We start from the raw sequence: 26,007 nt of genomic DNA on the forward strand, positions 1-26,007 counted from the left end.
AGTAGATTGGGACGCAATATATTTTCTTGATTAAAAATTTGTAGTTTCATTGTAAAATAAGCTATTTTAGAACTGTTTTAATAGTAATTTAATACAATGGCTCAATTTGAAAACTAAATTTACTTTGCTGCTTTTTTCGATCAGTTTTCTCTTGTTTTCGCAGGAGTTTCCGCCCATTATCAAGTATTCATCTTCAGTTTACGGTGCCGGAAATCAAAGTTGGATGATTTCTCAGGACGATCAAAACTATTTGTATTTTGCCAACAATGAAGGTCTTTTAGAATATAATGGTACGAATTGGCAATTATATCCTACGCCAAATGAAACCATAATGCGATCTGTAAAAGTAATTGGAAATAAAATTTTCACCGGCTGCTATATGAATTTTGGCTACTGGACAAGGCAAACAAATGGTAAACTAAAATATACTTCGCTCAGCGATACCATCAAAAATAAAATTTTAGATGATGAACAATTTTGGAATATTCTAAAATACGATCAGTGGATTTTATTTCAATCCTTAAATCGAATTTATATTTATGATACCAAAACCGGAAAATTTAAAATCATTGCGCCAAAAAATGGCGTTGTTAAATCATTCGCAAATAAAAATGCCATTTATTTCCAAACAATAAATGAAGGACTTTTTGAAATAGAAAGCGGTAAAGCCAAATTAGTTTCGGATAATCCTATTCTTAAAAAATTCACGATGGTAAATATATTTACCACAGAAGATGGTTTGCTGATTCAGACACAACTGGATGGTATTTATAAATTATCAGGAAGTGCTCTAACACGTTTTACAACAGATGTAGATGCTGAACTAAAATCAAGTTTTGTGTATAGCAGTCAGCTTCTCGAAGACGGAAGTTTTGCTTTGGGTACAGTTTCGAACGGGATTTTTATTTTGTCAGATACAGGAAAGATGAAATATCATATTTCGCAAAGCAAAGGGCTGAGCAATAATACTGCTTTATCTCTTTTTGAAGATAAGGATCGCAATTTATGGGCGGGCCTTGATAACGGAATCAATTGTATCAATATCAACTCTCCTGTACACAGCTTTACAGATGATACGGGAGTTCTGGGAACGGTATATGCCTCGGCTACTTTTAATGGTTTGCTGTATGTAGGAACCAATCAGGGATTATTTTACAAAAATATTCAAAGCAACTCTGAGTTTAAATTTATAAACGGAACAAAAGGTCAGGTTTGGTCGCTTTTTGTATATGATAATACGCTTTTTTGCGGGCACGACTCGGGAACTTTTATTATCGCGAACGATTCGGCAAGAAGCATATTTTCTGCTTCGGGAACCTGGAAATTCGAACCTGTTCCCAATGCCAAGAACAAATTACTTCAGGGGAATTATTACGGAATTGCGGTTTTAGAAAAAGTAAACAATCAGTGGATTTTTAAAAATAAAATCCTGGGTTTTGATTATTCGTCGCGTTATTTTGAAATCACCAAGAATTTTGATGTTTATGTAAGTCATGAATACAAAGGAATTTTTAGATTAAAACTAGATCAGACCTTATCAAAAACAAAGGGATTTTACACTTATAAATCTCCTGAAAAAGGTAAAAATGCGAGTTTAGTCAAATTTAATAATGCTATTTATTATGCATACAAAGACGGAATTTTTAAATTAAATCCAACTACAAAACTATTTGAAAAAGATGCTGTTTTAAGTTCAATTTTCGAAAAAGACGAATATACATCCGGAAAGTTAATCGTAGACAATTCGAACAAAATCTGGCTGTTTTCTAAAAACTATATTCATTATTTTTCTGCCAGTAAGTTAAGCAATCAGTTAAAACAGAATATCATCCCTATTCCTTCTTCTTTGACCAATTCGATGTTGGGATTTGAGAACATTACACAAATTTCGAAATCGACTTATTTAATAGGTACAACTGATGGTTATTATACATTGAATATTGAAGATTTAAGCTTTAAAAACTATACTGTATTCATTACTGATATTACCATTAATAAACAAAATGAAACTTTAAGGAATGTTGCAATCCAGAGCGAAGGAGAATTTAAGTCAAATGAAAACAACATCACTTTAAACTACACAGTTCCGGAATATAATAAGTACATCAACTCAGAATATCAGTATTTACTAGAAGGTTTTCAGAACGATTGGAGCGAATGGAGTACAAAGGCTACAGTGAATTTTAAAAACCTGGCACCGGGCAAATACACCTTTAAAGTAAGGGCAAAGTATGCCAATACCATTTTGCAAAATACAGCCACCTATACATTTGTGGTTTTAAAACCCTGGTATTTGACAAATTTGGCTTGGTTTATTTATTTTCTTCTCATGATGGTTTTGGCCTATTTTGTAAATAAAGCGTATCGCAATTACTATCACAAGCAAAAAGAGAAGTTAATAGAAGAAAATAATCTTTTACTGGAGATTAAAGAACTTGAAAATGAGCAGCAATTAATGAAGCTTAGAAACGAGCAGCTTTCTCAGGATGTTGACAATAAAAACAGAGAGCTGGCAGTATCGACCATGAGTTTAAACAGTAAGAATGAATTATTAGCCTTTATTAAGGAAGATTTAAAAAAGACCAATCAAAACGATAGCAGTAATATCAAATCGGTCATAAGTACAATAAATAAAAATATCACCGAAGAAGATTCATGGAACGTTTTTAAAGAGGCTTTTGATAATGCTGATAAGGATTTTCTAAAAAGAATTAAACAACTCCATCCTATACTTACTCCAAACGATCTGCGTCTTTGTGCCTATTTGCGTTTGAATCTATCATCAAAAGAAATCGCTCCTTTATTTAATATTTCTGTTCGAAGCGTAGAGATTAAAAGGTATCGTTTGCGTAAAAAAATGGATTTGCAGCACGAAAACGGTTTAGTCGAATACATTCTGGCTGTATAGTACATCAAAAAACAGACTAAAAAAACTATACATTACCTCAACATTAACGATTTGTTGTGATTTAACAGTATTTATGTTAAAGAAATTAACATTCGTAAATTATAGTTAAATAAGGGTGTATTTTGAGATATATTAAATTTGAATAGGTTTTTTTTATGATGTATGTTTTTTGTTGAGGTTAAAATTATCGTTTTCCTAAATGGATAAGATAAATTTATCTTTCAATAAAAACTAACTAATTATGAAATCTAGATTATTACTAACCGTACTAATACTGTTTACATCTTATGCGTTCTCGCAGTCTTTTGATGTAAGCGGTACAGTATCAGATGGCTCAGGTTTATCGCTACCGGGTGTAAATGTAAAAGTTAAAAATTCCTCGCAAAGTACAACGACAGACTTTGATGGATCTTTTAAATTATCAGGAGTTCCTAAAGGAACTATCGTTGTTTTAAGTTATATAGGTTTTAAAACGCAGGAAATTGCGGTTTCAGGAACCAAAATAACAGTTAAAATGATTGACGATGCCAGATCGCTTGATGAAGTTGTTGTATTAGGATACAGCAGTAAAAAGAAGAGAGATGTTACTGGAGCAGTTACTGTTGTATCCAGTAAAACGATTGAAGATCTACATCCGCTTAAGGTAGAACAAGCTCTGCAGGGAACAGTTGCAGGTGTAAGCGTTACGGCACAATCGGGTTCTCCGGGCGCAGCACTGAATATCAATATTAGGGGTGTTGCCACAAACGGAAATAATGCAGCTACGGTATTTATAGATGGGTATCAGGGAGACTTGAGTATTTTAAATCCAAGTGATATCGAATCGATAACGGTTCTTAAAGATGCACAGGCGGCCGTTTACGGAGTATTAGGAGCTAACGGAATTGTGTTAGTAACAACAAAAACGGGTAAAAAGAATTCTAAAACCAAAGTTTCTTTCAACTCTTCTTTTGGTACACAGGAAACAAGTAGAAAAATGGCGGTGCTAAATGCTACAGAATATGCATTGCTACTAAACGAAAGTTATGCTAATGGAGGACAAGCATTGCCTTACCCTAATGTTTCGGGATTAGGAAAAGGAACAGATTGGCAAAAAGAAATTTTCAATTCAGCTCCGGTTATTAATAATGATATAGCCATCTCCGGAGGTTCAGATAAAATTACTTATTCATTAAGCGGGTCAGATTTAAGCCAGCAAGGTATTATTGGAGGTCCAAAATCTGATTTTAAAAGAAATACTGCAAGACTCTCTTTAGGAGCCGATTTATCGAGTAAGATAAAATTGCAAACCAATATTATTTATACCTACCTCGACAGAGATTCATTGAACGAAAACGGTTTAGGTTCAGTACTTTTTAATGCGATCAATACGCCATCGATTTTGCCGGTTCGTGATCAAAACGGAAATTATACTTTAGTTCCCAGTGCACCTGGTTATGGGGTGGAAATTATCAATCCATTGGCACAGATAGAAAATACGTATAATGATTATAAGTTGAGAAAACTAAACGGAAACGTGAGCTTTATTTATGACATTACCAAAGAGTTTAAATTTACATCACGTATTGGTTTCAATAGCGGAAACAGCATTAGCAAAAACTTTTCCAAGCAAGTAAGCTACGGCGGAAAAGTGTTTGATATTACGCGAAGCAGTGTGACTCAAAATACTGTAAACGATAATGATTATACGCTTGATCTTATTGCAGAATACAAAAAGACACTTTTTGGAAATCACAATCTTAAAGCAATTCTGGTATCTACAGTTTATAAATCCTGGGGATCCGGACTTGGTGCTACAGGTTATGATGTTCCTAATAATTCATGGAAATATGCCGATATAAGTCTGGCAAAAGGAACAAGTCCTGCTGGCGGTCGTGATGTATCGTCGTACGGTTATGATGAAAGAAGAGTTTCTTATGCAGGTATTTTAGAATATGATTTTAAAGGAAAATATCTTTTAAGCGGAGTAATCAGAAGAGATTCATCAACTAAATTCGGTCCGGAAAACAGAGTTGCTTTCTTTCCTTCATTTACTGCAGGATGGGTAGTTTCTGAAGAATCATTTTTAAAAGATAATAGCATTTTAAATTTCTTAAAATTCAGATTAAGTTACGGAGTTTTAGGAAATGACCAGATACGCCCTAATGGTTATACCGGATTATTAAACGGAGAAGCAACTTATGTATATAATGGAGCACTGATAAACGGAACAGCAATTGGAGGATTACCAAACCCTAAATTACAATGGGAAGAAGCTAAAAAGTTCGACGTAGGGGTTGATTTTAGATTATTCAATGATAAACTGGACTTTACAGCAGATTATTTTATAGATACACGAGATAAATTATTGATTCCAAAAATTCCGGTATCAGGTATAACGGGAGTTTATGCTCCCGGAGCTTCTTCGCCAACTATGAATGCAGGTTCTGTACGTAACAAAGGATTCGAGTTTGCTGTTAATTATAAAGACAAAATATCTGATAATTTTAATTTTAATATCGGATATAACATCACTACAATCGATAACGAAGTTTTAGAAGTAGCCAATAGTACCGGTTATACAGACGCAGGTGGTTTTGGTGTTGGACAGCCGCTTCTTCCGTCAAGAATGGAAAAAGGATTGCCTATTGGATATTTTTACGGATATAAAACAGACGGAATTTTCCAGAATCAGGCCGAAATTGCAGCTCATCCATCACAGGCAGCTTTAGGAGCAGCTACAGCTCCGGGAGATATTCGTTTTAAAGATATAAACGGAGATAATGTAATAGACAGTAAAGACAGAGCGTATATTGGAGACCCGGTTCCGAGTGTAATAATGGGATTAAATGTTACTCTTAACTACAAAAATCTTGATTTTCTGGCGTATGCTTATGCTTCGATAGGAAATGATATGGTGAGAAACTACGAGCGTACCCTTACAGATGTAAACAGATCCAATTATATTTTAGGAAGATGGACCGGAGAAGGTACGAGTAACACAGTGCCAAGAGTGACAACCGGAGCTACTAATAACAACCTTTTTTCTGATTATTACGTAGAAGATGCCTCTTTCGTAAGAATTCAAAACGTACAATTGGGGTACACATTAAACAAAACATTCTCGGATAAAATCGGGATTTCAAAATTACGTTTGTATGTAGGTGTAAACAATTTGTACACTTTTACTAAATACAAAGGTTTTGATCCGGCTGCTATCACAGGGCCAACAAATGACGATAATATTTCGCAATCATCTGTAGGATCAGGAATCGATAACGGATTTTATCCAACGCCAAGGATTTATACAATGGGACTAAATCTAAATTTTTAAAAAACGAAGAAAATGAAAAAGTATATTATAAATATAGGATTAGGAATCGTGCTTTTAGGAGCTTTGAGCGTTTCTTGTTCGGATAATTTTGTAGAACGTGAACCTGTATATTCAATAGATTCAGAAAATTATTTTAATTCAGAATCAGATTATTATAATGCCTTAATTGGTGCCTATGATTTGCTGCAATCTACTTATATAAATGTTTTACTAGGAGAAATAGCTTCTGATAATACAGCGGCCGGAGGAGAAAGTGCGAGTGACGTAGTTGGTTTTCAGCAAGTAGACGAAATGACGCACACAGCGGTAAACAGTAATATAAAAGATGTCTGGAACTGGATGTTCGCAGGAGTCAACAGGGCTAGTTATATTCTGGAGTTTAAAGATAAAACAGATTTTCCTGGTAAAAACCAAATATTGGCCGAAGCGCATTTTTTAAGAGCATATTACCATTTTGAGTTAGTAAAGTGGTTTGGTGGCATTCCATTAAATGGAGATAAGAGGTTTAAATTAGATGACGAGAAAAAAATTCCGCGTTCTTCAGTTCCAGAAGTTTACGCTTCTATTGAAGCCGATTTACTTTATGCGATCGATAATTTAAACCCTAATGCCCCTGAAGTAGGCAGAGCCACAAAAGGAGCTGCGCAGGCATTACTAGGTAAAGTGTATTTGTATCAGGATAAATTTGCAGAGGCATCTAAAGTTTTAGACCTGGTGATCCAATCAGGAAAATATTCATTGATAGCAGATTACAACACAATTTTTGAAAATGCTGGAGAAAACGGAAAAGAATCAGTATTCGAAGTACAGTACAGTGATGCAGAAGGAGCAGGTTTTGGATGTCTTCAATGTAGTGAAGGAAATGTTGCTGTAGGTTTTAACGGTGTACGTAATTATGTAGGGCCGCTTTTTGATTCAGGATATAGTTTTAATGTACCAACTGCAAAAATTGCCAATGCATTTGAGGTAGGCGATAATCGTAAAGATGTTGCAATTTTGGATATTGTTGCCTGGGCTGCAGCCAATAATGCTACTTATGGTACGGGATATAAACACACAGGATATTTTAACAGAAAATATTTACCACGTCAGGGAGATTCTAATATTGGTGATCAAAACCTGACAAACCCTAATAATTACAGAGCAATTCGTTATGCCGATGTATTATTGATGGCTGCCGAAGCTTATAGTAGAGGAGGACTAGGAGATGCTAAAGCCAGAACGTATTTAAACGAAGTAAGACGACGTGCATTTGGAGATACAAATCATGATATCTCAGCTTCAGGACCAGCTTTAACCGATTTTATCTGGTCAGAAAGAAGGTTTGAATTTGTTGGAGAAGGAATTCGCTTTTTCGATTTAGTACGCACAGGTAAAGCAGCACAGGAAATTACTGGTTTTAAGGCAGGAAAAAATGAAATATTCCCAGTTCCACTTGAAGAAATTCAATTCGCAAACGGCAACTGGCAGCAAAATCCTCAATATTAAAAAATAGTATTATGAAAAAATTACATTTTATTATAAGTCTGTTCGTTTTAGCAATCGCAACAGGTTGCTCCAATGACAGTAATGGCAGCGATGTCGATGTCGATTCGATCGAAGCGCCAAAAAATATATCGGCACTCACCACTATTACCCAGGATAATTCTGGTAAAGTAACTTTTTTACCTAAAGGAGAAGGCGTAACACAATATCAGGTTAATTTTGGAGATGGAAGCCCAGTGTCCAATTATCTTTCGGCCGGAGCAACTGTAGCGCATACTTACAAAGAAGGTATTTACCAGGCTAAGATTATGGCAATGGGAATAAACGGAAAAATTACAGAAGTAACTCAGGAAGTTACCGTTTCATTTTTGGCACCAAGTAATCTGCAGGTAACATTAGCGCATGTAGTTGGAGATAATTTATCAGCAACTGTCAGTGCAAAAGCCAGTTTCGAAACCTATTTTCAGGTTTATTTTGGAGAAGGTATAAATGAAGTTCCTGTGGATTTTATGGAGGGTGAAACCATTAAACACACCTATGCCAATATAGGAACTTATGAAGTAAAAGTTGTCGCTTTAAGCGGAGGAAAAGCAACGACGGTACATACAGAATCAATTACAATTTCGAACCCAATTTTATTACCGGTTGATTTTGAGTCGGCTACGTTAAATTATGCCTTTAATACTTTTGGAGGTGTCGCAACAGTTGTAGCCAATAATCCTAGTGTAGATGCCAGCAATGTAAGTGCAAAAGTGGCTAAATTGACTAAGCCGGCAGGTGCTGAGGTATGGGCAGGTTCTTTCTTAGAATTAGGAGAACCAATTAATTTTGCTACATTGAAAAAAATCAAAATAAAAGCCTGGTCACCAAAAGCGGGAATTGTGGTTAAAATGAAATTAGAGAATTTAGCCAATCCTGATATCAATGCCGAAGTAGATGTTACCAATACAGTAGCAAACAATTGGGAAGAATTGGTATTTGATTTTTCAGCTGTTGATAACGCCAATAAATACCAAAGAGTAGTGTTGTTCTTTGATTTTGGAAATGCTGGAACCGGTGTCGATTATTACTATGATGATATTCAGTTAACCTCAGGAGCAGAATCTCTGGTATTGCCGTTAACATTCGAATCAACAACCTTAACTTATGCTTACGGGAATTTTGGTGGTGCCGCAGCGGCCGTAGTGACAAATCCTGACAAATCGGGAATCAATACATCATCAACAGTAAGTGCTTTAACAAAAAACAATGGTGCCGAAGTTTGGGCAGGTTCCTCATTGGCACTTGAAACCGCTATTAATTTCTCAACATTTAAAAAATTAAAAATGAAAGTCTGGTCACCTCAGGCCGGAATTATTGTAAAATTTAAATTAGAGAATTTAAACGATGCCTCTATAAACAAAGAGATTGATGCCACCACAACAGTTGCAAACGGTTGGGAAGAACTCATTTTTGATTTTAACGGAATTGTGAATGCCAATAATTATCAAAGGATAGTGCTTTTCTTTGATTTTGGAAACAACGGCACTGGTAAAACATACTATTTTGATGACATTAAACAATCCAACTAAAATATAAGTAATCATGCGTAAAATAATTATAAATATCGTGTCCGTACTTACGATTCTGCTTATGGTAGGCTGTCAGGAAGACGATTTAAAATTCGGGAAATTACAAGCACCCACAAACCTTGTAATTACGGCCGAGATTGTAGGTAAAAGCGATGCAGATCCAAACGGAGATGGATCAGGATTAGTAAAGCTTGTCGCTACGGCAAGTGATGCTATATCATATAAATATTCATTTAGCGACGGAACCTCACTAAATGCACCAACAGGTAAAATCGAAAAAAGATTTACCAAACCGGGGCTTAATACCTATACTGTAACTGTTATTGCGACAGGAACAGGAGGAATAGAAACGAACACCTCAATTGATGTTACTGTACAAAGTGATTTTAGCGATCCGGAGGCAGTAACGTTCCTAACAGGCGGAACTTCTAAAAAATGGTATTGGTCGGCTTCAGAGCCAGGACATTTGGGAGTAGGGCAAAATGATGGTGATGCAACCAAAAATTATTATGCTAATTATTATATGGCAGGACCTTTTGAAAAAGCAGCTTCGCCGGCAAGTAGTTGTTTGTATGATAATGTATTAACATTCTCTCTTGATGGTGATGTAGTAAAATATCAATTAGATAATGGTGGTTCAACATTCTTCAATGCGTCTTTTGCAAGTGTAGCAGGAGGAAGCTCACCTGATGACGCTTGTTTGGCTTATGATGCAAGCGGAACAAAAATCGTATCTCTTAGTCCTTCAGAATCTGTTGTAATGAACAACCCTGATCATCTAACACAAACACGAGGAACGTCAATTAATTTCTCTGACGGTGGATTTATGGGTTATTATATAGGACAAAGTACCTATGAAATAATTTCGATAACAGCCAACAGAATGGTGGTAAGAGCCGTTATGGGCGGTAATCCTGCCTTGGCTTGGTATCATATTTTTACTACCACAAAACCTACTCAGGCGCCACCGGCTGATTATACAAAGTTAGTTTGGTTTGATGAGTTTAATACAGACGGTGCTCCTGATGCTACAAAGTGGAATTACGATTTGGGCAGAGGAGACAATGGTTGGGGAAATAATGAAGAGCAAAACTATACCAACTCAGCAACAAACGTAATCGTTCAGGGTGGAAACTTAAAAATTACTGCTAAAAAAGAAGCGTCAGGAGGTGCTAATTATTCTTCAACCCGACTTAAAACGGATGGTAAATTTAAATTCACCTATGGTAAAGTCGAGATAAAAGCCAAGCTTCCAACAGGCGTAGGAACCTGGCCGGCAATCTGGATGCTGGGTTCAAATTATACTACTAAACCCTGGCCAGCTTGCGGAGAAATAGATATTATGGAACATGTGGGCAAAAATCAAAATGTTATTTTGAGTACGCTTCATTATCCCGGACATTCAGGAGGACAAGGCAATACGGGGTCTAAAACAATACCAAATGTCTCAACAGAATTTCATGTTTATAAAGCAGTCTGGAGTCCTGCATCAGTAACTACTTTTGTAGATGATGTTCAGATCCATTCTGTTCCTAACGATGGTACTTTACCTTTTAACAGTGACTTCTTCTTAATTTTGAATGTTGCAATGGGAGGTAATCTAGGCGGTAATATTGATCCTGCTTTTACACAATCTTCTATGGAGGTTGACTATATAAGAGTATATCAATAGATTATAAATTAATTAGTAAGAATGAGGTGAGAAGGTCAGTTAAGGCTGGCCTTCTTATTTTATTAATTTTAAAATGATTGTATGAAAAAAGTATTTGTATTACTAATGATCACCAGTTTTAGTTTTGCCCAAGAAGTAAAAAGAAAATTAGTCTGGGAAGAAAATTTTAATAAAAAAGAGGTTAATGAAACTTTTTGGAATTTTGAACTTGGCGATGGATGTCCAAATTTATGTGGTTACGGAAATAACGAAAGACAGATTTACACCAAAACAAATCACGAATTCAAGGATGGAAATCTTATAATAGAAGCAAGAAAAGAAGGAAATAAATATACCTCAACAAAAATAACCACAAAAGGCAAAAAAGAATTTAAATATGGCCGAATCGAAGCCAGGGCAAAATTACCAGTCGGGCATGGTTTGTGGCCGGCATTCTGGATGCTTGGAGCTAATATTGATGAGGTAAAATGGCCAAAAACAGGAGAAATTGACATTCTCGAATACATAGGAAGAGATCCGCATATGGTGTATACCACCTTGCACACGCAAGACAGCCACGGAAATACCATTAATACAAAAAGAACCCCTTTTCCTACCATCGAAGAAGGATATCATGTTTACGCAATTGAATGGACAAAAGATAAAATCGATTTTTTTGTAGATCAGACTTTAGTCTATACATTTAATCCAGAAGTAAAAAATGAAGATACCTGGCCATTTGATAAACCATTTTATATTATCCTAAATTTGGCCATAGGAGGAAATTTTGGAGGTCCGGAAGTAGATGATAATGTGCTTCCTCAAAAATTTTATGTCGACTATGTCCGTGTTTATGAATAAGGATTTATGCCCATAAAAGTTTTATATTAATCAGACTTAAAGAGGTTAATTATTTGGTATTGACTTGTTTATGTCTGATTTTTTATGTTAAAAAAATAATCTTTTTTTTATTTTTTTTGATCATTTAGAGCCTGTAACTAAGTTTGTTCTGCAAAAATTAACGATTTATTGTTAATTATTCTTCATTTTGTTTGCTTTTTAAAATTATAATTTGTTAAATTTGGTCAGAATATTAACATAACATCATAACCCAAAAGATACGCCTATTATATAAAACTACTTTTTAGAAAAATTACTCCAAATTTTAAAACAGAACTAAAAAAAAGTAGTATTATGGCTGATCTGCATATTCCAGACGCTCTATTAGTGAAAAATTATGTCGAAGGTAACGAAATGGCCTTATCGACATTAATTAAAAGACACGAGTCTAAGATATATGGATTTATATATTCTAAGATTGCTGATAGAGATATTTCAAACGATATTTTTCAAGACACTTTTATCAAGGTAATTAAAACCTTAAAAAGTAATTCCTATAATGAAGAAGGTAAATTTTTACCTTGGGTAATGCGTATATCTCACAATTTAATTGTAGATCATTTTCGTAAAACCAAAAAAATGCCAATGTACAGAGAGACAGAAGAGTTTTCGATTTTTTCTGTCATGTCAGATGATTCCCTAACAATTGAGAATAAAATGATCTTTGATCAGGTAGAAGTAGACTTAAAAAAGATAATCGAAGAACTTCCCGAAGATCAAAAAGAAGTATTGGTAATGCGCATGTATCAGGATATGAGTTTCAAGGAAATATCTGAAATTACAGGGGTTAGCATCAATACTGCACTGGGCAGAATGCGTTATGCACTAATGAATTTAAGAAAAATAATTGACAAACATCAAATTATTTTAACCAACTAATACTATTTTGAGTAATAGTCCGTTATACTATAATAAAACATTTTTGATAGTATGGCGAAAATTTACTCTAAAAAGGCATTAGCTTCTAAAGATTTAAAACCTAAAAAAGAAGTTGTTTCTTTTTTACTTAATTATTCACAAGCATTAACAATTGTGAAAATTGAAGATAAAAGTTTTGAAATTATAGCTAATTAAACAGCCCACTACATTTGTCGGATGTTTATTTCGAAAGAAAAACCAACTGGTCGTTTGGTTGAAAGCTCACTATTTGTATGCAAATACAGGTAGTGAGTTTTTTTTTTTACTTACAATACTAAACGAATTGTTTTCAAAAATTAAAGATCAATTAAAAATCTCCTCAATTTGATAAAAACATTGCACTATGTTTTTAACACGATAATAAAAAAACAACTTCAATAATAGGGAACATAGCCAACGATTTTAACCGTTGGGACGCAATATATTCACAATTCATTGCAGAATAAATTCCACTCTAAATTTTTGCACCAGAATTAGCATATTAATAGCCAGTTCCTTTATTCATATATCACTTAGAATTGATAAAAATTTGACAATAATTTTACAGGCATTTTGTTAAAGTTCTATATTTTATCTTAATATCAAATATTTATTTTATATTTAGCTTTGTTTTAGTTAAAAACCAGTTTTTTATTTAATAAAATAACTATATAGAAGAGGTTTGTGTATTAAAAACCTTTCAATAAGTAGAAAAATTCAATTTTTAATAATAACCAGATAGAAGTATAACTAAAAAATAAGTATAACCAAAACCAAATCATCTATGGCCAAAAATTACCCTAACCAAGTTTCGTTTGTTGTTCACTTTAATATCTCATAAAATATTAAAAGAGATGAATATTTGTCGAATATTGATTTAAAAAAAAGTAAAACCTATTCTTTAAGCCAATATCGCAATTGTTCATTACAAGTAGTGCCCTTAAGCTATTTTAACAACCAAACTTAACCGAAAAATGAAAAAGAATTTTAAGATCTTATTACTGCTCCTATCAATAAATGTAGGCGCATACGCTCAAAAAGAAGAAATAAAAGAAGCGCAATCTTATTACAGCAAAGGAAAAACCCAGGAAGCATTAGCTATTTTAAAGAAAATAGAATATCTAATAATAAATGCACCGGTTGAGGTAAAATCAGATTTCTATTTTACAAAAGGCAATGTCTATAAAGACCTAGCAAGCAAAAATGTAGATGCCGCTGCTAATTTTGCTTTAGCAGTAGGAGCCTATCAGGATGTATTATTGTATGAAAATGATTCTCAAATTTACAAATATGCTTTCAAGGCAAGTTTGGCTCTAAAAGAAATGAAATCCAAACTCGTAGACGGAGCTTACAATGATTTCAAAGCAGAAAAATTCAAAGAAAGCGCCGATAAAAGTTATGAAGTTTACCTGTTCGATAAAAAAGATGTCCGAAACCTGTTTAATGCAGCATCAGCCGCCTTTGCAGCAAAAGATTACAAATCTGCCATTAAGTATTTTGAAGAACTAAAAAGGCTAAACTATACAGGAGAAGTTGTTATTTTTTATGCGACCAATAAAAAAACAAAACAAGAAGAAGCTTTTATTTCAATGAGTGCCAGAGAAGCGAGTATTCAGGAAGAACTCTACGAAAAACCGAGAAATGTAAATCCGCCATCAAAACAAGAAGAAATTCTGGTCTCTTTAGCGTTTTCTTATATGGAAACCAATGATTATTGTAGTGCCGAAAAATATTACGAAGACGCATTGCAAGTCAATCAAAATTGCATGACTTGCTATATCAACATGGCCTATGTCAAAATGCAATTTAGAAAAGAATTACAGGATCTTATGGGCACCTTAGGAAACAGCCCTGCCGAAATGCAGCAATATGATAAACTAGATGCCCAAAAAGACGATATTGTAAAAAGTGCAATTCCGTACCTAAAAAAGGCACTGAATATAGAACCAAAAAACGAAAGTGCTGCAAAATCACTTCTCGGTATCTACAGATCGTTAAACATGACAGGAGAATATAATGCCCTTAAAAGCAGTATGTAAAAAATAAAAAAAACTAAAGACGAAGCTACCTAATAATCTTTTTGGTAGCTTCTTCTTTTTTCATAGTTTCCTCTATCAGCGATTTTTTGCCAACAGTCCTTGTAATAATATCTTTATCCAGACTCCATCCCCTTGCAGGAGAATATTCGCGACCATACCAAATAATCTGAAGATGCAGATCATTCCATAAATCTCTCGGAAATAATCTTTTAGCATCTTTTTCAGTCTGTACCACATTTTTTCCGTTCGAAAGATTCCATCTTAGCATCAGCCTGTGAATATGAGTATCAACCGGAAAAGCCGGCACACCAAAAGCCTGAGACATCACCACACTTGCCGTTTTATGCCCCACAGCAGGTAATTCTTCAAGAGCTTCAAAACTCTGAGGCACTTTCCCGTCATATTTATCAATCAGAATATGCGATAAACCATAAATTCCTTTCGATTTCATTGGCGACAAACCGCACGGGCGAATAATTTCTTTAATTTCCTCTATCGACATTTTTACCATATCATACGGATTATCAGCCTTCGCAAAAAGAATAGGCGTAATCTGGTTCACACGCACATCCGTACATTGCGCAGAAAGCAAAACAGCAATCAACAACGTATAAGGGTCTTTATGATCAAGCGGGATAGGTATAGTAGGGTAGAGTTGTTTTAACGTATTTATAACAAATTGTACGCGAGCTTCTTTATTCATTTCCGTATTTTTAATCCCGTAAAAATAGCATAATTTTCATGATGTGCCTAATCCAGCTTTCGGTTGCAACTCCTCATTGTGGCAATAACATTTTTAAGCAATCTTATCGGAGTTTATCCCGAGGCTTCAGGAGTCGCTTTGCCAATGTGAAAAATGTAAAGTACCACAATTTCGTGGTTTTCACTTCAATCTGGGGCATGGAAAAAAGTCATAAGTTTTCAGTCGCAGTTTTCAGCACAAAGCTTTGCGAACTTTACATTAAAATGTATCACCAATTAAGAAAACTTGTATAAAAAACTTTGCGACCTTTGCGGTTAAAATTATACAGCATAATAAGAAAATCTAAAATCAGAAATCTAAAATAAAAAAATATGACAACATTAAAAGCCGGTGACAAAGCACCAAACTTCTCAGGAGTTGATCAGGACGGAAAAACACATAAACTGGCAGATTACGCTGGAAAAAAATTAGTCGTTTTCTTTTATCCAAAAGCAAGTACACCAGGCTGTACGGCCGAAGCTTGTGACTTAAGGGATAATTTCGAGCGTTTTAAAGCCAATAATTACGAATTGCTGGGCGTAAGTGCCGACAGTCAAAAAGCACAGCTAAAATTCAAAGACAAATACGAATTCCCTTTTGCATTATTAGCCGATGAAGATAAATCAGTAATCAATGCATTTGGCGTTTGGGGACCAAAGAAATTCATGGGAAAAGAATACGACGGAATCCATAGAACTACCTTTGTCATAAACGAAAACGGAATAATTGATGAGGTAATCGAAAAAGTAAAAACAAAAGAACACGCTGCGCAAATTTTGAAATAAGATTTTTGTTTCAGGTTGTAATCTTGATGCAGAATTTTTTACCGCAAAGCACGCTAAGTTTTTTTGTATAGATTGCATTTAAAATGTGCAAAGTTCGCAAAGCTAAAATGAAAAAATGTTTCAACAACTTTGACAAAGTTTCACGTCCAGCAAAAATAAGCAAAGTTCGCAAAGCTTAATCTAGATAAAGCTTTGCGAACTTAACTTTTGCAAAAAAAATAATAAAAAACTTTGCGACCTTTGCGGTAAAATTCCCATTCCTTCAAAACCCAAAACAAAAAAAGTCCCAAAAAGAAAAACTTTCTTTTTAGGACTTTTTTGTATTATATATTATTTTGTTCCAATTCAGTTTCCGGATGATATCCAAAAAGATGATGTTCTTTTATAATTTCGGCAACACCAGACGGAAGCATTGGTTCCCAGCCTGATTTCCCCTGACTGATCATTTTTAAAACTTCTCGGGAGAATACATTTAAAATATTAGGGTTGTAATCTACGATGTCAACCACTTTTCCGTTGAATTTAAAGAATTTGTACAATTCCTTCATTCTAGGATGAACTTTTAAGTTTTCAGAAGTGATAATTTCTCCGTTTTCGCCCAACATTGGGTATAAAAATACTTTCATATCGCGATAGAATAATTTTCCAAAAGCCTCAAGAATTCCACCACTTAAATGACGATAGTATTTCTCATCAAAAATATCCACTAAATTATTTACCCCCATTGCCAATCCCATTCTTGCTTTGGTATAATTAGCAAAATATTCAACCACTTTATAATATTCCTGGAAATTGGAGATCATTACAGTCTGGCCTAAAGAACAAAGCAATTCAGCTCTGTCCATAAAATCTCGTTCATCAATTTCACCATCAGAACGTAAATTTGAAAGTGTAATTTCAAAAACGACCAAAGTATTGTCTTTTTCAACCTTATTTTCTTCAAGAAACATCTTAAGAGATTTCTCGTACATATCAAGGTTTACATTTGTAACCGGACGAAAACTTCCTCTAAAAGCAAGAAGATTCTTTTTGTATAAAACAGCTGCCGGTAATACGTTTTTCCCTTCAGGATTAAACATTACGGCATCAGTCATTCCGTTTTTAACCAATTGCAAACTCATCAAGCGATTATCAACATCAGCAAAACGAGGTCCTGAGAAGTTAATAGTGTCAATTTCGAGTTGGTCTTTGTCTAAGTGATCGTATAGGTAACGAAGTAATCGTTTTGGATCGTTGTATTTGTAAAAAGCACCGTAAATAAGGTTAACGCCTAAAATTCCCAGTGTTTCTTGTTGTAGTCTGGCATCAGTTTCTTTAAAACGAATATGAAGAATAATTTCGTTATAAGCTTCGTCAGGTTCAATTTGGTATCGAATTCCAACCCAACCGTGACCTTTAAATTGTTTAGCAAAATCTATAGTGGCAACAGTGTTGGCGTAACTAAAGAAAAGTTTTGTAGGATGTTTTTCTCGGCTTAATCGTTCTTCGATTATTTGCCCTTCAAGAGTCAGCATTTTCTTTAATCGCTCTTCGGTTACGTAGCGGCCGTCACTTTCAATCCCATAAACTGCATCACTGAAATCTTTGTCGTAGGCAGACATTGCTTTTGCAATTGTTCCCGATGAACCTCCGGATCTGAAAAAATGCCTGACGGTTTCTTGTCCAGCACCAATTTCAGCAAAAGTTCCGTAAATATTCTCGTTTAAATTAATGCGTAACGCTTTGTCTTTTATGGAAGGAATCTGTTCGATGACCTTGTCACCTTTGAGTTTTATTTCTGTACCCATTTTATTTTAAATAGATTTGTTACAAAGTTAGCAAATTAGGCTTCTAATGAAAGAGAATTAATCCTATTTTTGTAAAAAAATTAAGTTCAATTGAAGGTATATTTTTTAGGTACTGGTACTTCGCAAGGCATTCCGATAATCGGAGTCGATCATCCCGTTTGTAAAAGCACTGATGCTAAGGACAAAAGGCTCCGCGTATCCATTTGGATCACATGGGACGAACATTCTTACGTTATCGATTGCGGTCCTGATTTCAGGCAGCAAATGCTTTCTTGCGGCTGCAGACATCTCGATGCCATTTTGTTTACACACGAACATGCAGATCATACTGCCGGTTTAGATGATATTCGCCCTTTTAATTTCAGACAGGGTGAAATTCCCGTTTATGCACACCAGCGTGTTATTGACAATCTTAAACGCCGTTTCGATTATGTTTTCGAAACTGTGAACAAATATCCTGGCGCTCCAAGCGTTAAAACTATTGAGGTTATTAATAATCAACCTTTTGCTATTGGTGACAAAACCGCAATTCCGGTAAATGTGATGCACGGCGATTTGCAGGTTTTTGGATATCGAATAGATGACTTTGCTTATCTAACCGATGTTAAAACCGTTCACGAAACTGAAGTAGAAAAACTAAAAAATCTTAAAGTTTTAGTGGTAAATGCTTTGCGCGTAGAACCACACGATACACACTTTAATCTGCAGGAAGCACTCGATTTTATCAATTTGGTTAAACCTGAAAAAGCTTATTTAACACACATTAGCCACGTTTTAGGCTTTCATGAAGAAGTGCAAAAGCAATTGCCTGAAAACGTGTTCCTGGCTTACGACAACTTAGAAATTACAATTTAATTATACCACAACAATGAAAAAATCCTTAATGCTTTATCTTTTTATCCTTGCGATATTAATGAATGTTTTTACTTATATGTTTTACAGTAGAGAAGTAAAATTTGGTGAGGAAAGATATGATAAAACAACTAAGAAATTAAGAGACAGTATTAATTTGGTAACAACAAAATTAGCTGATGCAGATTATTTCTCTCTGGAACATAACGAAAATGCACAAAACTATTTTGACAATAGTGCTTCTGGAGGAAAAGTAATTTTATATGAAAAGCTAATTCCGGTTGTAACAGAGAAGCTGTTAGACCTAAATGCAAATCCAAACGGAAATCCTTACACAGGTCAAGATAAAATTGGTCCAAACAAGTTCATCATCAATAAAATAAAAATTCTAAACCACAGATGGATTATTGCTGATTATAGCAATGGTGAATTATGGGGAGAAGTCTTGTTAAAATATTTTGTTGATAACGATGATAAGATTACTTTTGAGGTTAATCAAACCTGGTTGTATCAAAAATAGTCATTAGCAATCCTATTTTTTGCAATCTAAATTATAGGACATATGAAAAAGATATTTTTATTTTCGGTTATTATTGGTCTTTCATTTTCTTGTGCTAAAAAAGTTGCACAGGAAAATAATAGACCAAAAGAAGAAACAAAAAAAGTAGTTGGCGGAGATGTCGATACTCACGGATGTAAACCTTCTGCAGGTTATACTTGGTCATCACTTAAAAAAGAATGCGTGCGTCTTTTTGAGGTGGGAACAAAATTAGCTCATGCCGAAGACGGAAAAACATATTCAACAGTTTCCTATGTTATTTTTGAAGGAAACCAAGCCGAACTTTTTCTGGATACTCAAAAAGAACCAATCCTTTTAGAAAGAAAATCCGAAGGTGATTCCTGGACTAAAGATGATTATCAATTGATTCCCTGGAAAGGTTATGTTTTGAAAAAGAATGGTAAAATTATTTATACAGGACAGTAAAAGTTTAAAGTCGCAGTTTTCAGTTTGAAGCTGCGACTTTTTTATTTTAAGAAAAATGCAGTGTCATTAAAATAATTGCATAAATCCAAAAGTTATAAAGGATTGTAAAACTGAATCCATATAAAATACTATTTGAATAATTACCTCTGCATTTAGATGATTTTTTAAAAACAAGTCGTATTGCCCTGAAGAATATCCAATAAAGCATTGCGATAAAAGTTAAGATAGAAAACCATACTATTGCGCCAAATGCCCAACATAAATAGCTAATTATAACGGCCATAACAAACCATAAAATTAGGCTTATTATAATTCCAAAGAATCCTTCACCAACATCCGGTGCGTCTTCAATACTTCGGTCTGTAACGGCTTCCTTTATAAAATCAATTTTTGATGGATCAAAACGATCTGTTATTTCCCCCAGATTATCTTTTATTTTAATTCCTTTGAATAATCCAATAGTTATAAATAGGAAGAAAGCTATAGATAAAATGGTTGTTGATAATAGCGAATTTTCAAAAAAGGAACTATGATTTCCTAGTCCAAAAAGCCAAACACTTATAATAGTTAAAGGGATAACAATGAGTGTAATTATAAATATATTCTTGGAATTCAGAATTTTATAGTTGCTTGTCGATTTTAATTTACGATTCTTATTGTTCTTTTTTACCATTAAAAAAATCTTTAATCATTTGCGAACTTTCTTCTGATTTCTTAAAGATACAAACTCACCATTTTTATCTATTGTAAAATGCCCTTTAAAAGCTTCAGGCATTGCATTATATTGCTCGTTTACCTGATTTAGTGTTTGTCTAAAACAATTGTAATTGTATTTTTCAGCTAAATAAGGTAATGAATTTTGTCCTCTTAAAAGTTCGTATTCCTGATAATTATAAGGAGTAGTTTGCTGTCTTTTAAGCAATGTTAAATTAAATTTTAGCAGTAATTTTTCTATTTCCTTTTCGCTAATAAAATGCGAAAGTCCGCGAAGCGCATAGATTTTCATATCAAGATAACGCTCTTTTTTATAGGCATTATCAAAGAAATCCTTTAATTCAGGAAAATCAAAATCGTATAATAATCTTAAGGCTTTATTTCTAAGATCCAATTGTTTTGTAGTAGAATAAATCCTGGTTAAGTGAGTAAAATTATCTTTATTGATACTATTTTGATCTAAAGAAAACAGCGCACTTCTAAAGTCTTTATTGCTGTCCTTAATTTTTTCGTCAGTTAATATAATTGGGAAATTACTCATTATAAGGATTTAAAATAACTAAAAACTGAGACTAAAAACTGTGACTAGAAAACTACTCCGCCAGCCAATTTTTAAAATCAAAGAAATTTTGTGGAGCAACTCCGTGACCAACAGGATATTCCTTGTAAGTAACCGGAATATGCAGTTTTTCTAAAATAGCAGGAGTTTTTCTCGCCCAATCAATAGGGATTACCTGATCTACAGTTCCGTGAGAGGCGAATATTTTTAAGTTTTTAAAGTCATTTTTCTCGTAACCTTCTTTGATGATTTCTTCGTTGAAATAACCACTCATGGCAACAACTCTCTGAATTTTTTCAGGATACGAAAGTGCAACAGCATAACTTAAAATAGAACCCTGGCTAAAACCAACCAAAGTAATTTTATTGGCATCAATAGGATAATTGGCAACCAATTCATCAACAAACTTAGCGATCAAATCGCGTGAAGTTTTCGCTTGCTCATTATCTGAAAACTTATTCTGGTCAGCATCAAAATTAATAGCATACCAAGCGTAAGCTCCATATTGTAAATCATAGGGTGCGCGGGCAGAAATAATATAATAATTGTCAGGAAGTTCAGTAGCAAACGAGAATAAATCAGCTTCGTTGCTGCCGTATCCGTGTAATAAAAGTAAAACAGGATTTTTATCTAAGATAACTTTTGGTTCTTGTATTTTATATTCTAAAGATAGATTCATTTCTTTTGGAAAGTTATGAGTTATAAGTTTTGAGTTATGAGTTTCTTTCGAAGTTGATCTTTGTCAAAATTTCGAACTTTCAGAAAGCTTTTAAGTTTGGAATTTGGAACTTCAAAAATTGGAATTTTTTAACCGATGGATTTAAACCATTTTTGAAACAAATTCCCAACTAAAGGAATTGGTCTTGTTTGCCCTTGTATAGCGCTAAAAATGCCATATGTCCATAATATCGAAATACAAATCCACATGGGAAAAGTAATCATAAAGCTGTCGAAATTGCTGATAATGGCTCCGAAGGAAATAAAAGCAAGTGATAATCCTAAAGCCTGACGAATATGAAAAGAGGCAAAACTATTTTTATTTTCAGAGTTCATAGACATCGCGATTAAAACACCAATAATTAAAATATAACTGGTAATAGCGATTGATTTTCCTTCTTCGATTGAATTATTCATTGTAATTATTGAGATATAACAAGTTGATTTTGATTCAAAATTCCATAAACAGAACCTTTGATTTCTGTTCCTAAAAAAGCAGAATTTTTAGATTTTGAAAGAATACTGCCTTTCGTAAAAGTGGATGTTCCTTCCGGAGTAAAAAAAGTAAAGTTAGCTTTAGAACCTTCAGCAATTGAATCGCTTTCAATTCCAAAAACAGCTTTTCCCGAAGTTAATTTTTCAATTACCGTTTCAAGCGGTAAAACAGTTAACAAAGCGCCAAACGCACTTTCAAGACCAATTGTTCCGTTTTTAGCCGTATCAAATTCCATTTTTTTGAATTCGATATCAATTGGGTTATGGTCTGAAGTAATCATGTCTATCGTACCGTCTTTAACTCCGTTTAGTAAAGCTTGTCTGTCAGTTTCGGTTCTTAACGGCGGTGTAACTTTAAAACGGGTATCAAAACCATCTAATTTTTCATCGGTTAAAACCAAATGATGTACAGCAACACTCGCAGTAACCTGTAACCCTTTTGCTTTAGCTTCTCTAATTAATTCGACCGATTTTGCAGTAGAAATTGTTGGAATATGGAGTTTCCCTCCCGTATATTCCAGTAGAAATAAGTTTCTTGATATTTGAAGTTCTTCTGCTAAATTTGGAATTCCTTTCAACCCTAATTTGGTCGAAACAATTCCTTCATTTGCAACTCCATTTCCTTTAATATTCGGGTCTTGGGAATAGGTAATAACCAATCCGTCGAAATCCTGAACGTATTGTAAAGCAATTTTGAGCAAGTTGGCGTTGTCGATACTTTTATTGTAATCTCCAAAAGCAACAGCTCCGGATTTTTTCATATCAAACAATTCTGCCATATCTTTTCCTTCGCTCGCTTTTGTTAAAGCCCCAATTGGGAAAAGTGCTGTAGCAAAACCATTTGCTTTGTTTTTTACAAAATTCACCTGTGATTGATTGTCGATAACAGGAAAGGAGTTGGGTTGCAGAGCAATGCCGGTAAAACCACTTTTTGCAGCAACATTCAATCCGTTTGCAATAGTTTCTCTGTCTTCATAACCTGGTTCTCCAAAAGAAACGCTGCTATCAAACCAACCTTGAGAAAGATGTAAATTATCAAATTTAACTTCGGTGGTATCCTCGATATCCAGAATTGAAGTTCCTATTTTTTCTATTAAACCATCTGCAATTAAAAGATCAACGGTCTGGTTATGAAACGGACTTTTTGAATCGATAATTTTGGCGCTTCTGATGATTATTTTCATATGTAGATATTTATTTTGTACTGAAACAATTAAATTATTTTGAAACATGAATGCTTAATTTTTCTAAACCATTAAGGAATTAAGTTAATAAAGGAAAAACTCAATATTCTTAATGAACAGAAATAGTACTTAAGTCTCTTTTACCATTTAAAATTTAAGACGAAGCTTAATCTTCTTAATCTCTTAATGGTTCAAAAAAAAGTAAAACTTTAAGTTTTACTTTACGAATTTGATAATGGCCATTTCTAATGCTAAAAATAACAGTGCAAAGATAACAAACCATTTCCAAATTTGGCTGTCAGTTCGCTCAGTTTGTAATGTATTAAATATGGTCGAAATTGTATCGGCAGTTTTAAAATCAGAAACCACGTTGGTGTTCACCTGACTCAAATCGCTTTCGGTTCTTTTGTAATTAAAACTCAGGTTTTCTATCCACTCTTTTTTGTCAAAAACACTGTAGTTTCCGGCTGTTTCCGGGAAATCGTTAAAGGTTAGTTTTACCTTATTATTTAATATTTGCTGAATAGGAATAAAAGAGTCTTCTGTTCCTTTTACTTCCAGAATAGCATCTTTGGTTAGTAATACATCTACAAAATAAGGCTGATTATTACCAATTGTCAAGGCATTAACTCCGGTTTTTTGATTGTTTTGCCCCATTTTATAAAACAACGGAACAATTAATGGTGATTGCTGAAAGTTTGAATTTGCTGCGTTTATTGGTGCAGAAAAAACAGTGATCCCAGAAACCGGATTCTGAATTGCGGTTACAAATACACTTTGATCTTCATACGATAAAACGGCCGGATAAGGGCTGGAAACAGCAAATGAATTATTTGTTTTTGGATATTGAAAATTGGTGATTTTATTCTCGAAAACCCCGGAGAATAAAGGATGATCAAAATTGATTTTGGTAATTAACTTAGTTTTGTTTTCCAGAGTATTGAACTGGATTTTTCCGAAATTACCAAGAAATGAATTAAGATTAGAAATTGATGATTTTTCAGAAGGAATGACAACTAAGTTTCCGCCTTTAGATACAAATGCTTTTAAAGTAGTTTGTAAAGCCTGAGGAACTTCAACTAGCTCATTTAGAATTATCGTATTCTGTTTGTCTAAACTATTATAATCTAAATTGCTAATCGAATAATTGTTATAATTGAATTCTGAAGAAGTATAGATTCTCGATAAGAAATTGCTTTTTTCGGGCTCGCCGATACTTATAACATTTGTCTTTTTATTTTTCGAAATGCTAAAATAAAGCTTGTTATCATAAGTAAGACCATTATCTTCAATAGTTACGTATCCGTGAAAGGCTTCTTTTGGAATTGTGAAATTGACTTTCTTTTTCTTCGCATCAAACTTGATAATTGTTTTCGCAATGAGTTTATTTTGATTGTACAATGCCATAGAAACAGGTTTGAAATCTTCTCCGTAAGCCGATAGATTTACGCTGATTTCATAGAAATTTTCTAAAGTCTGGTTGATGTAAACACTGTCAATAGCGATGTTGTTTTTTTGTTCTGCCGTTGGAATTATAAAATAGGGTTTCTCTTCGGTATCAATGTTTTTCACATCTTTTTCAGCCAGACCAACAGCATCTGTAATAATAACAATGTCTTTTTTATAAGCCGATTTATGTGCTTTTATCTTCGCCATAATCGACGGAAGTTCAAAAGGAGTGGCGCTGTATTTTAAGTTCTGTAAACTACTTTTGGATGATTTAATATCAGTGTTCCAATAATTTTCGGTATTGGTTAATAACGAAAACTGAGTCGCTTCGGGCGTGTTTTCTAATAATTCCTGAACAGCACGTTTTAATAATTCACCTTTTTTGCCTTTGGCTTGCATACTAAACGAATTGTCCAGAATAATATACATTTCGTTAGTTGCATTTTTACTGTCTTGTGCTTCAAAAAAAGGTTGGGCAAAAGCTAAAATAATGCACGTAAGCAATAATAAACGAGTCGCTAATAACAGTCTTTTCTTGATTTTAGAACTTTTTCGGGTTTGAATCGAAAGCTCTTTTAAGAAACGTACATTAGTAAAATAAGAGATTTTAAAACGTCGCAATTGAAATAAATGAACCAAAATTGGCACAATCAATAAAAACAGAAAGTATAGAATTTCGGGATGTTTAAAATGCATTCTGGCTTAGATTTATTTCACTACATTTTGTAGATACTGGTCAAAAATACAAATTTTTCATCAAAACATATAGGTAATGGTATTTAAACCATGTAAGTAATATAGGAGATTATAAGTAAACTGTAATTACAGAAAAATTAAATGAACTTATATTACTTATATGCTTTAAAAAAGTTAACAACGAGTTTGAATAATGTAACTTTTGTAATTTCTTTTGTAACAAAAAATGACTTTGCGAACGATATTATTGAGTATTTTAGCCTATTCAAAAAACAAAT

21 protein-coding genes are annotated in these 26,007 nt (G+C 33.8%); 13 read left to right on the forward strand and 8 right to left on the reverse strand.

What is annotated here, in order from left to right:
* Nucleotides 1-106: 106 nt before the first annotated feature.
* The 9 genes from FLP_RS01905 (at nt 107) to FLP_RS01940 (ending at nt 14,764) form a co-directional block, all read left to right on the forward strand.
* Nucleotides 107-2,908: a triple tyrosine motif-containing protein gene (locus FLP_RS01905; RefSeq protein WP_065447818.1), complete on the forward strand. Its 2,802-nt coding sequence runs from the start codon at nt 107-109 to the stop codon at nt 2,906-2,908.
* Between the two features lie 241 nt (nt 2,909-3,149).
* Nucleotides 3,150-6,221 carry a SusC/RagA family TonB-linked outer membrane protein gene (locus FLP_RS01910; protein ID WP_065447819.1) on the forward strand — a complete coding sequence of 1,024 codons (3,072 nt, stop codon included), beginning with the start codon at nt 3,150-3,152 and terminating at the stop codon, nt 6,219-6,221.
* A 12-nt stretch (nt 6,222-6,233) separates the two neighbouring features.
* Nucleotides 6,234-7,709, forward strand: a complete 1,476-nt coding sequence (locus FLP_RS01915; RefSeq protein ID WP_065447820.1) for a RagB/SusD family nutrient uptake outer membrane protein — start codon at nt 6,234-6,236, stop codon at nt 7,707-7,709.
* A gap of 11 nt (nt 7,710-7,720) precedes the next feature.
* Complete coding sequence (locus FLP_RS01920; RefSeq protein ID WP_065447821.1) at nt 7,721-9,277, forward strand: PKD domain-containing protein; 1,557 nt, start codon at nt 7,721-7,723, stop codon at nt 9,275-9,277.
* Between the two features lie 13 nt (nt 9,278-9,290).
* A complete protein-coding gene (locus FLP_RS01925; protein WP_065447822.1) occupies nt 9,291-10,949 on the forward strand; it encodes a family 16 glycosylhydrolase in 1,659 nt (552 codons plus the stop codon).
* An 81-nt stretch (nt 10,950-11,030) separates the two neighbouring features.
* Nucleotides 11,031-11,789 (forward strand): glycoside hydrolase family 16 protein, encoded by a 759-nt coding sequence (locus FLP_RS01930; RefSeq protein ID WP_065447823.1) that lies wholly within the window; start codon nt 11,031-11,033, stop codon nt 11,787-11,789.
* Between the two features lie 333 nt (nt 11,790-12,122).
* The gene (locus FLP_RS01935) at nt 12,123-12,707 is read left to right on the forward strand and encodes an RNA polymerase sigma factor (RefSeq protein ID WP_065447824.1); all 585 of its coding nucleotides are present in this window, start codon (nt 12,123-12,125) and stop codon (nt 12,705-12,707) included.
* 51 nt (nt 12,708-12,758) lie between these two features.
* Nucleotides 12,759-12,902 (forward strand): hypothetical protein, encoded by a 144-nt coding sequence (locus tag FLP_RS25395; RefSeq protein WP_165606639.1) that lies wholly within the window; start codon nt 12,759-12,761, stop codon nt 12,900-12,902.
* A gap of 797 nt (nt 12,903-13,699) precedes the next feature.
* Nucleotides 13,700-14,764 carry a tetratricopeptide repeat protein gene (locus tag FLP_RS01940; RefSeq protein WP_065447825.1) on the forward strand — a complete coding sequence of 355 codons (1,065 nt, stop codon included), beginning with the start codon at nt 13,700-13,702 and terminating at the stop codon, nt 14,762-14,764.
* 25 nt (nt 14,765-14,789) lie between these two features.
* Here the strand turns inward: FLP_RS01940 and FLP_RS01945 are convergent, their stop codons facing one another.
* On the reverse strand, nt 14,790-15,467 hold the full coding sequence (locus tag FLP_RS01945) for an endonuclease III domain-containing protein (RefSeq protein WP_065447826.1): 678 nt from the start codon (nt 15,465-15,467) through the stop codon (nt 14,790-14,792).
* 371 nt (nt 15,468-15,838) lie between these two features.
* Between FLP_RS01945 and bcp the strand changes: the two genes are divergently transcribed.
* On the forward strand, nt 15,839-16,291 hold the full coding sequence (gene bcp / locus FLP_RS01950) for a thioredoxin-dependent thiol peroxidase (RefSeq protein ID WP_065447827.1): 453 nt from the start codon (nt 15,839-15,841) through the stop codon (nt 16,289-16,291).
* Nucleotides 16,292-16,614: 323 nt separating this feature from the next.
* Here the strand turns inward: bcp and FLP_RS01955 are convergent, their stop codons facing one another.
* Nucleotides 16,615-18,078: a TonB-dependent receptor gene (locus FLP_RS01955; protein WP_065447828.1), complete on the reverse strand. Its 1,464-nt coding sequence runs from the start codon at nt 18,076-18,078 to the stop codon at nt 16,615-16,617.
* 90 nt (nt 18,079-18,168) lie between these two features.
* Here FLP_RS01955 and FLP_RS01960 point away from each other — a divergent pair, with 90 nt between their 5' ends.
* The 3 genes from FLP_RS01960 to FLP_RS01970 are packed head-to-tail and all read left to right on the forward strand — an operon-like array spanning nt 18,169 to nt 19,915.
* Nucleotides 18,169-18,933 (forward strand): MBL fold metallo-hydrolase, encoded by a 765-nt coding sequence (locus FLP_RS01960; protein WP_065447829.1) that lies wholly within the window; start codon nt 18,169-18,171, stop codon nt 18,931-18,933.
* A 13-nt stretch (nt 18,934-18,946) separates the two neighbouring features.
* Entirely contained in the window at nt 18,947-19,450 is a 504-nt protein-coding gene (locus FLP_RS01965; protein WP_065447830.1) for a hypothetical protein, read from the forward strand.
* Between the two features lie 42 nt (nt 19,451-19,492).
* Entirely contained in the window at nt 19,493-19,915 is a 423-nt protein-coding gene (locus tag FLP_RS01970; RefSeq protein ID WP_083195774.1) for a hypothetical protein, read from the forward strand.
* Between the two features lie 46 nt (nt 19,916-19,961).
* Here the strand turns inward: FLP_RS01970 and FLP_RS01975 are convergent, their stop codons facing one another.
* The 6 genes from FLP_RS01975 to FLP_RS02000 all read right to left on the reverse strand — a co-directional run bounded on the left by FLP_RS01975 (nt 19,962) and on the right by FLP_RS02000 (nt 25,729).
* Nucleotides 19,962-20,588 carry a hypothetical protein gene (locus tag FLP_RS01975; RefSeq protein WP_065447831.1) on the reverse strand — a complete coding sequence of 209 codons (627 nt, stop codon included), beginning with the start codon at nt 20,586-20,588 and terminating at the stop codon, nt 19,962-19,964.
* Nucleotides 20,589-20,603: 15 nt separating this feature from the next.
* A complete protein-coding gene (locus tag FLP_RS01980) occupies nt 20,604-21,170 on the reverse strand; it encodes a hypothetical protein (RefSeq protein WP_065447832.1) in 567 nt (188 codons plus the stop codon).
* Nucleotides 21,171-21,222: 52 nt separating this feature from the next.
* Nucleotides 21,223-21,867, reverse strand: a complete 645-nt coding sequence (locus FLP_RS01985; RefSeq protein WP_065447833.1) for an alpha/beta hydrolase — start codon at nt 21,865-21,867, stop codon at nt 21,223-21,225.
* 128 nt (nt 21,868-21,995) lie between these two features.
* A complete protein-coding gene (locus FLP_RS01990) occupies nt 21,996-22,322 on the reverse strand; it encodes a hypothetical protein (RefSeq protein ID WP_055098245.1) in 327 nt (108 codons plus the stop codon).
* A 5-nt stretch (nt 22,323-22,327) separates the two neighbouring features.
* On the reverse strand, nt 22,328-23,584 hold the full coding sequence (locus FLP_RS01995; protein ID WP_065447972.1) for a dihydroorotase: 1,257 nt from the start codon (nt 23,582-23,584) through the stop codon (nt 22,328-22,330).
* 216 nt (nt 23,585-23,800) lie between these two features.
* Nucleotides 23,801-25,729 carry a BatA domain-containing protein gene (locus FLP_RS02000; RefSeq protein ID WP_065447834.1) on the reverse strand — a complete coding sequence of 643 codons (1,929 nt, stop codon included), beginning with the start codon at nt 25,727-25,729 and terminating at the stop codon, nt 23,801-23,803.
* Between the last annotated feature and the right edge of the window lie 278 nt (nt 25,730-26,007).

The organism is Flavobacterium piscis, from assembly GCF_001686925.1.
Lineage (GTDB): Bacteria > Bacteroidota > Bacteroidia > Flavobacteriales > Flavobacteriaceae > Flavobacterium > Flavobacterium piscis.

Excerpts from the sequence above, each read along its gene's own strand:
- FLP_RS01910 (WP_065447819.1), top strand. The coding sequence starts at position 3,150 with ATGAAATCTAGATTATTACTAACCGTACTAATACTGTTTACATCTTAT.
- FLP_RS01915 (WP_065447820.1), top strand. The coding sequence starts at position 6,234 with ATGAAAAAGTATATTATAAATATAGGATTAGGAATCGTGCTTTTAGGA.
- FLP_RS01920 (WP_065447821.1), top strand. The coding sequence starts at position 7,721 with ATGAAAAAATTACATTTTATTATAAGTCTGTTCGTTTTAGCAATCGCA.
- FLP_RS01925 (WP_065447822.1), top strand. The coding sequence starts at position 9,291 with ATGCGTAAAATAATTATAAATATCGTGTCCGTACTTACGATTCTGCTT.
- FLP_RS01930 (WP_065447823.1), top strand. The coding sequence starts at position 11,031 with ATGAAAAAAGTATTTGTATTACTAATGATCACCAGTTTTAGTTTTGCC.
- FLP_RS01935 (WP_065447824.1), top strand. The coding sequence starts at position 12,123 with ATGGCTGATCTGCATATTCCAGACGCTCTATTAGTGAAAAATTATGTC.
- FLP_RS25395 (WP_165606639.1), top strand. The coding sequence starts at position 12,759 with ATGGCGAAAATTTACTCTAAAAAGGCATTAGCTTCTAAAGATTTAAAA.
- FLP_RS01940 (WP_065447825.1), top strand. The coding sequence starts at position 13,700 with ATGAAAAAGAATTTTAAGATCTTATTACTGCTCCTATCAATAAATGTA.
- FLP_RS01945 (WP_065447826.1), bottom strand. The coding sequence starts at position 15,467 with ATGAATAAAGAAGCTCGCGTACAATTTGTTATAAATACGTTAAAACAA.
- bcp (WP_065447827.1), top strand. The coding sequence starts at position 15,839 with ATGACAACATTAAAAGCCGGTGACAAAGCACCAAACTTCTCAGGAGTT.
- FLP_RS01955 (WP_065447828.1), bottom strand. The coding sequence starts at position 18,078 with ATGGGTACAGAAATAAAACTCAAAGGTGACAAGGTCATCGAACAGATT.
- FLP_RS01965 (WP_065447830.1), top strand. The coding sequence starts at position 18,947 with ATGAAAAAATCCTTAATGCTTTATCTTTTTATCCTTGCGATATTAATG.
- FLP_RS01970 (WP_083195774.1), top strand. The coding sequence starts at position 19,493 with ATGAAAAAGATATTTTTATTTTCGGTTATTATTGGTCTTTCATTTTCT.
- FLP_RS01975 (WP_065447831.1), bottom strand. The coding sequence starts at position 20,588 with ATGGTAAAAAAGAACAATAAGAATCGTAAATTAAAATCGACAAGCAAC.
- FLP_RS01980 (WP_065447832.1), bottom strand. The coding sequence starts at position 21,170 with ATGAGTAATTTCCCAATTATATTAACTGACGAAAAAATTAAGGACAGC.
- FLP_RS01985 (WP_065447833.1), bottom strand. The coding sequence starts at position 21,867 with ATGAATCTATCTTTAGAATATAAAATACAAGAACCAAAAGTTATCTTA.
- FLP_RS01990 (WP_055098245.1), bottom strand. The coding sequence starts at position 22,322 with ATGAATAATTCAATCGAAGAAGGAAAATCAATCGCTATTACCAGTTAT.
- FLP_RS01995 (WP_065447972.1), bottom strand. The coding sequence starts at position 23,584 with ATGAAAATAATCATCAGAAGCGCCAAAATTATCGATTCAAAAAGTCCG.
- FLP_RS02000 (WP_065447834.1), bottom strand. The coding sequence starts at position 25,729 with ATGCATTTTAAACATCCCGAAATTCTATACTTTCTGTTTTTATTGATT.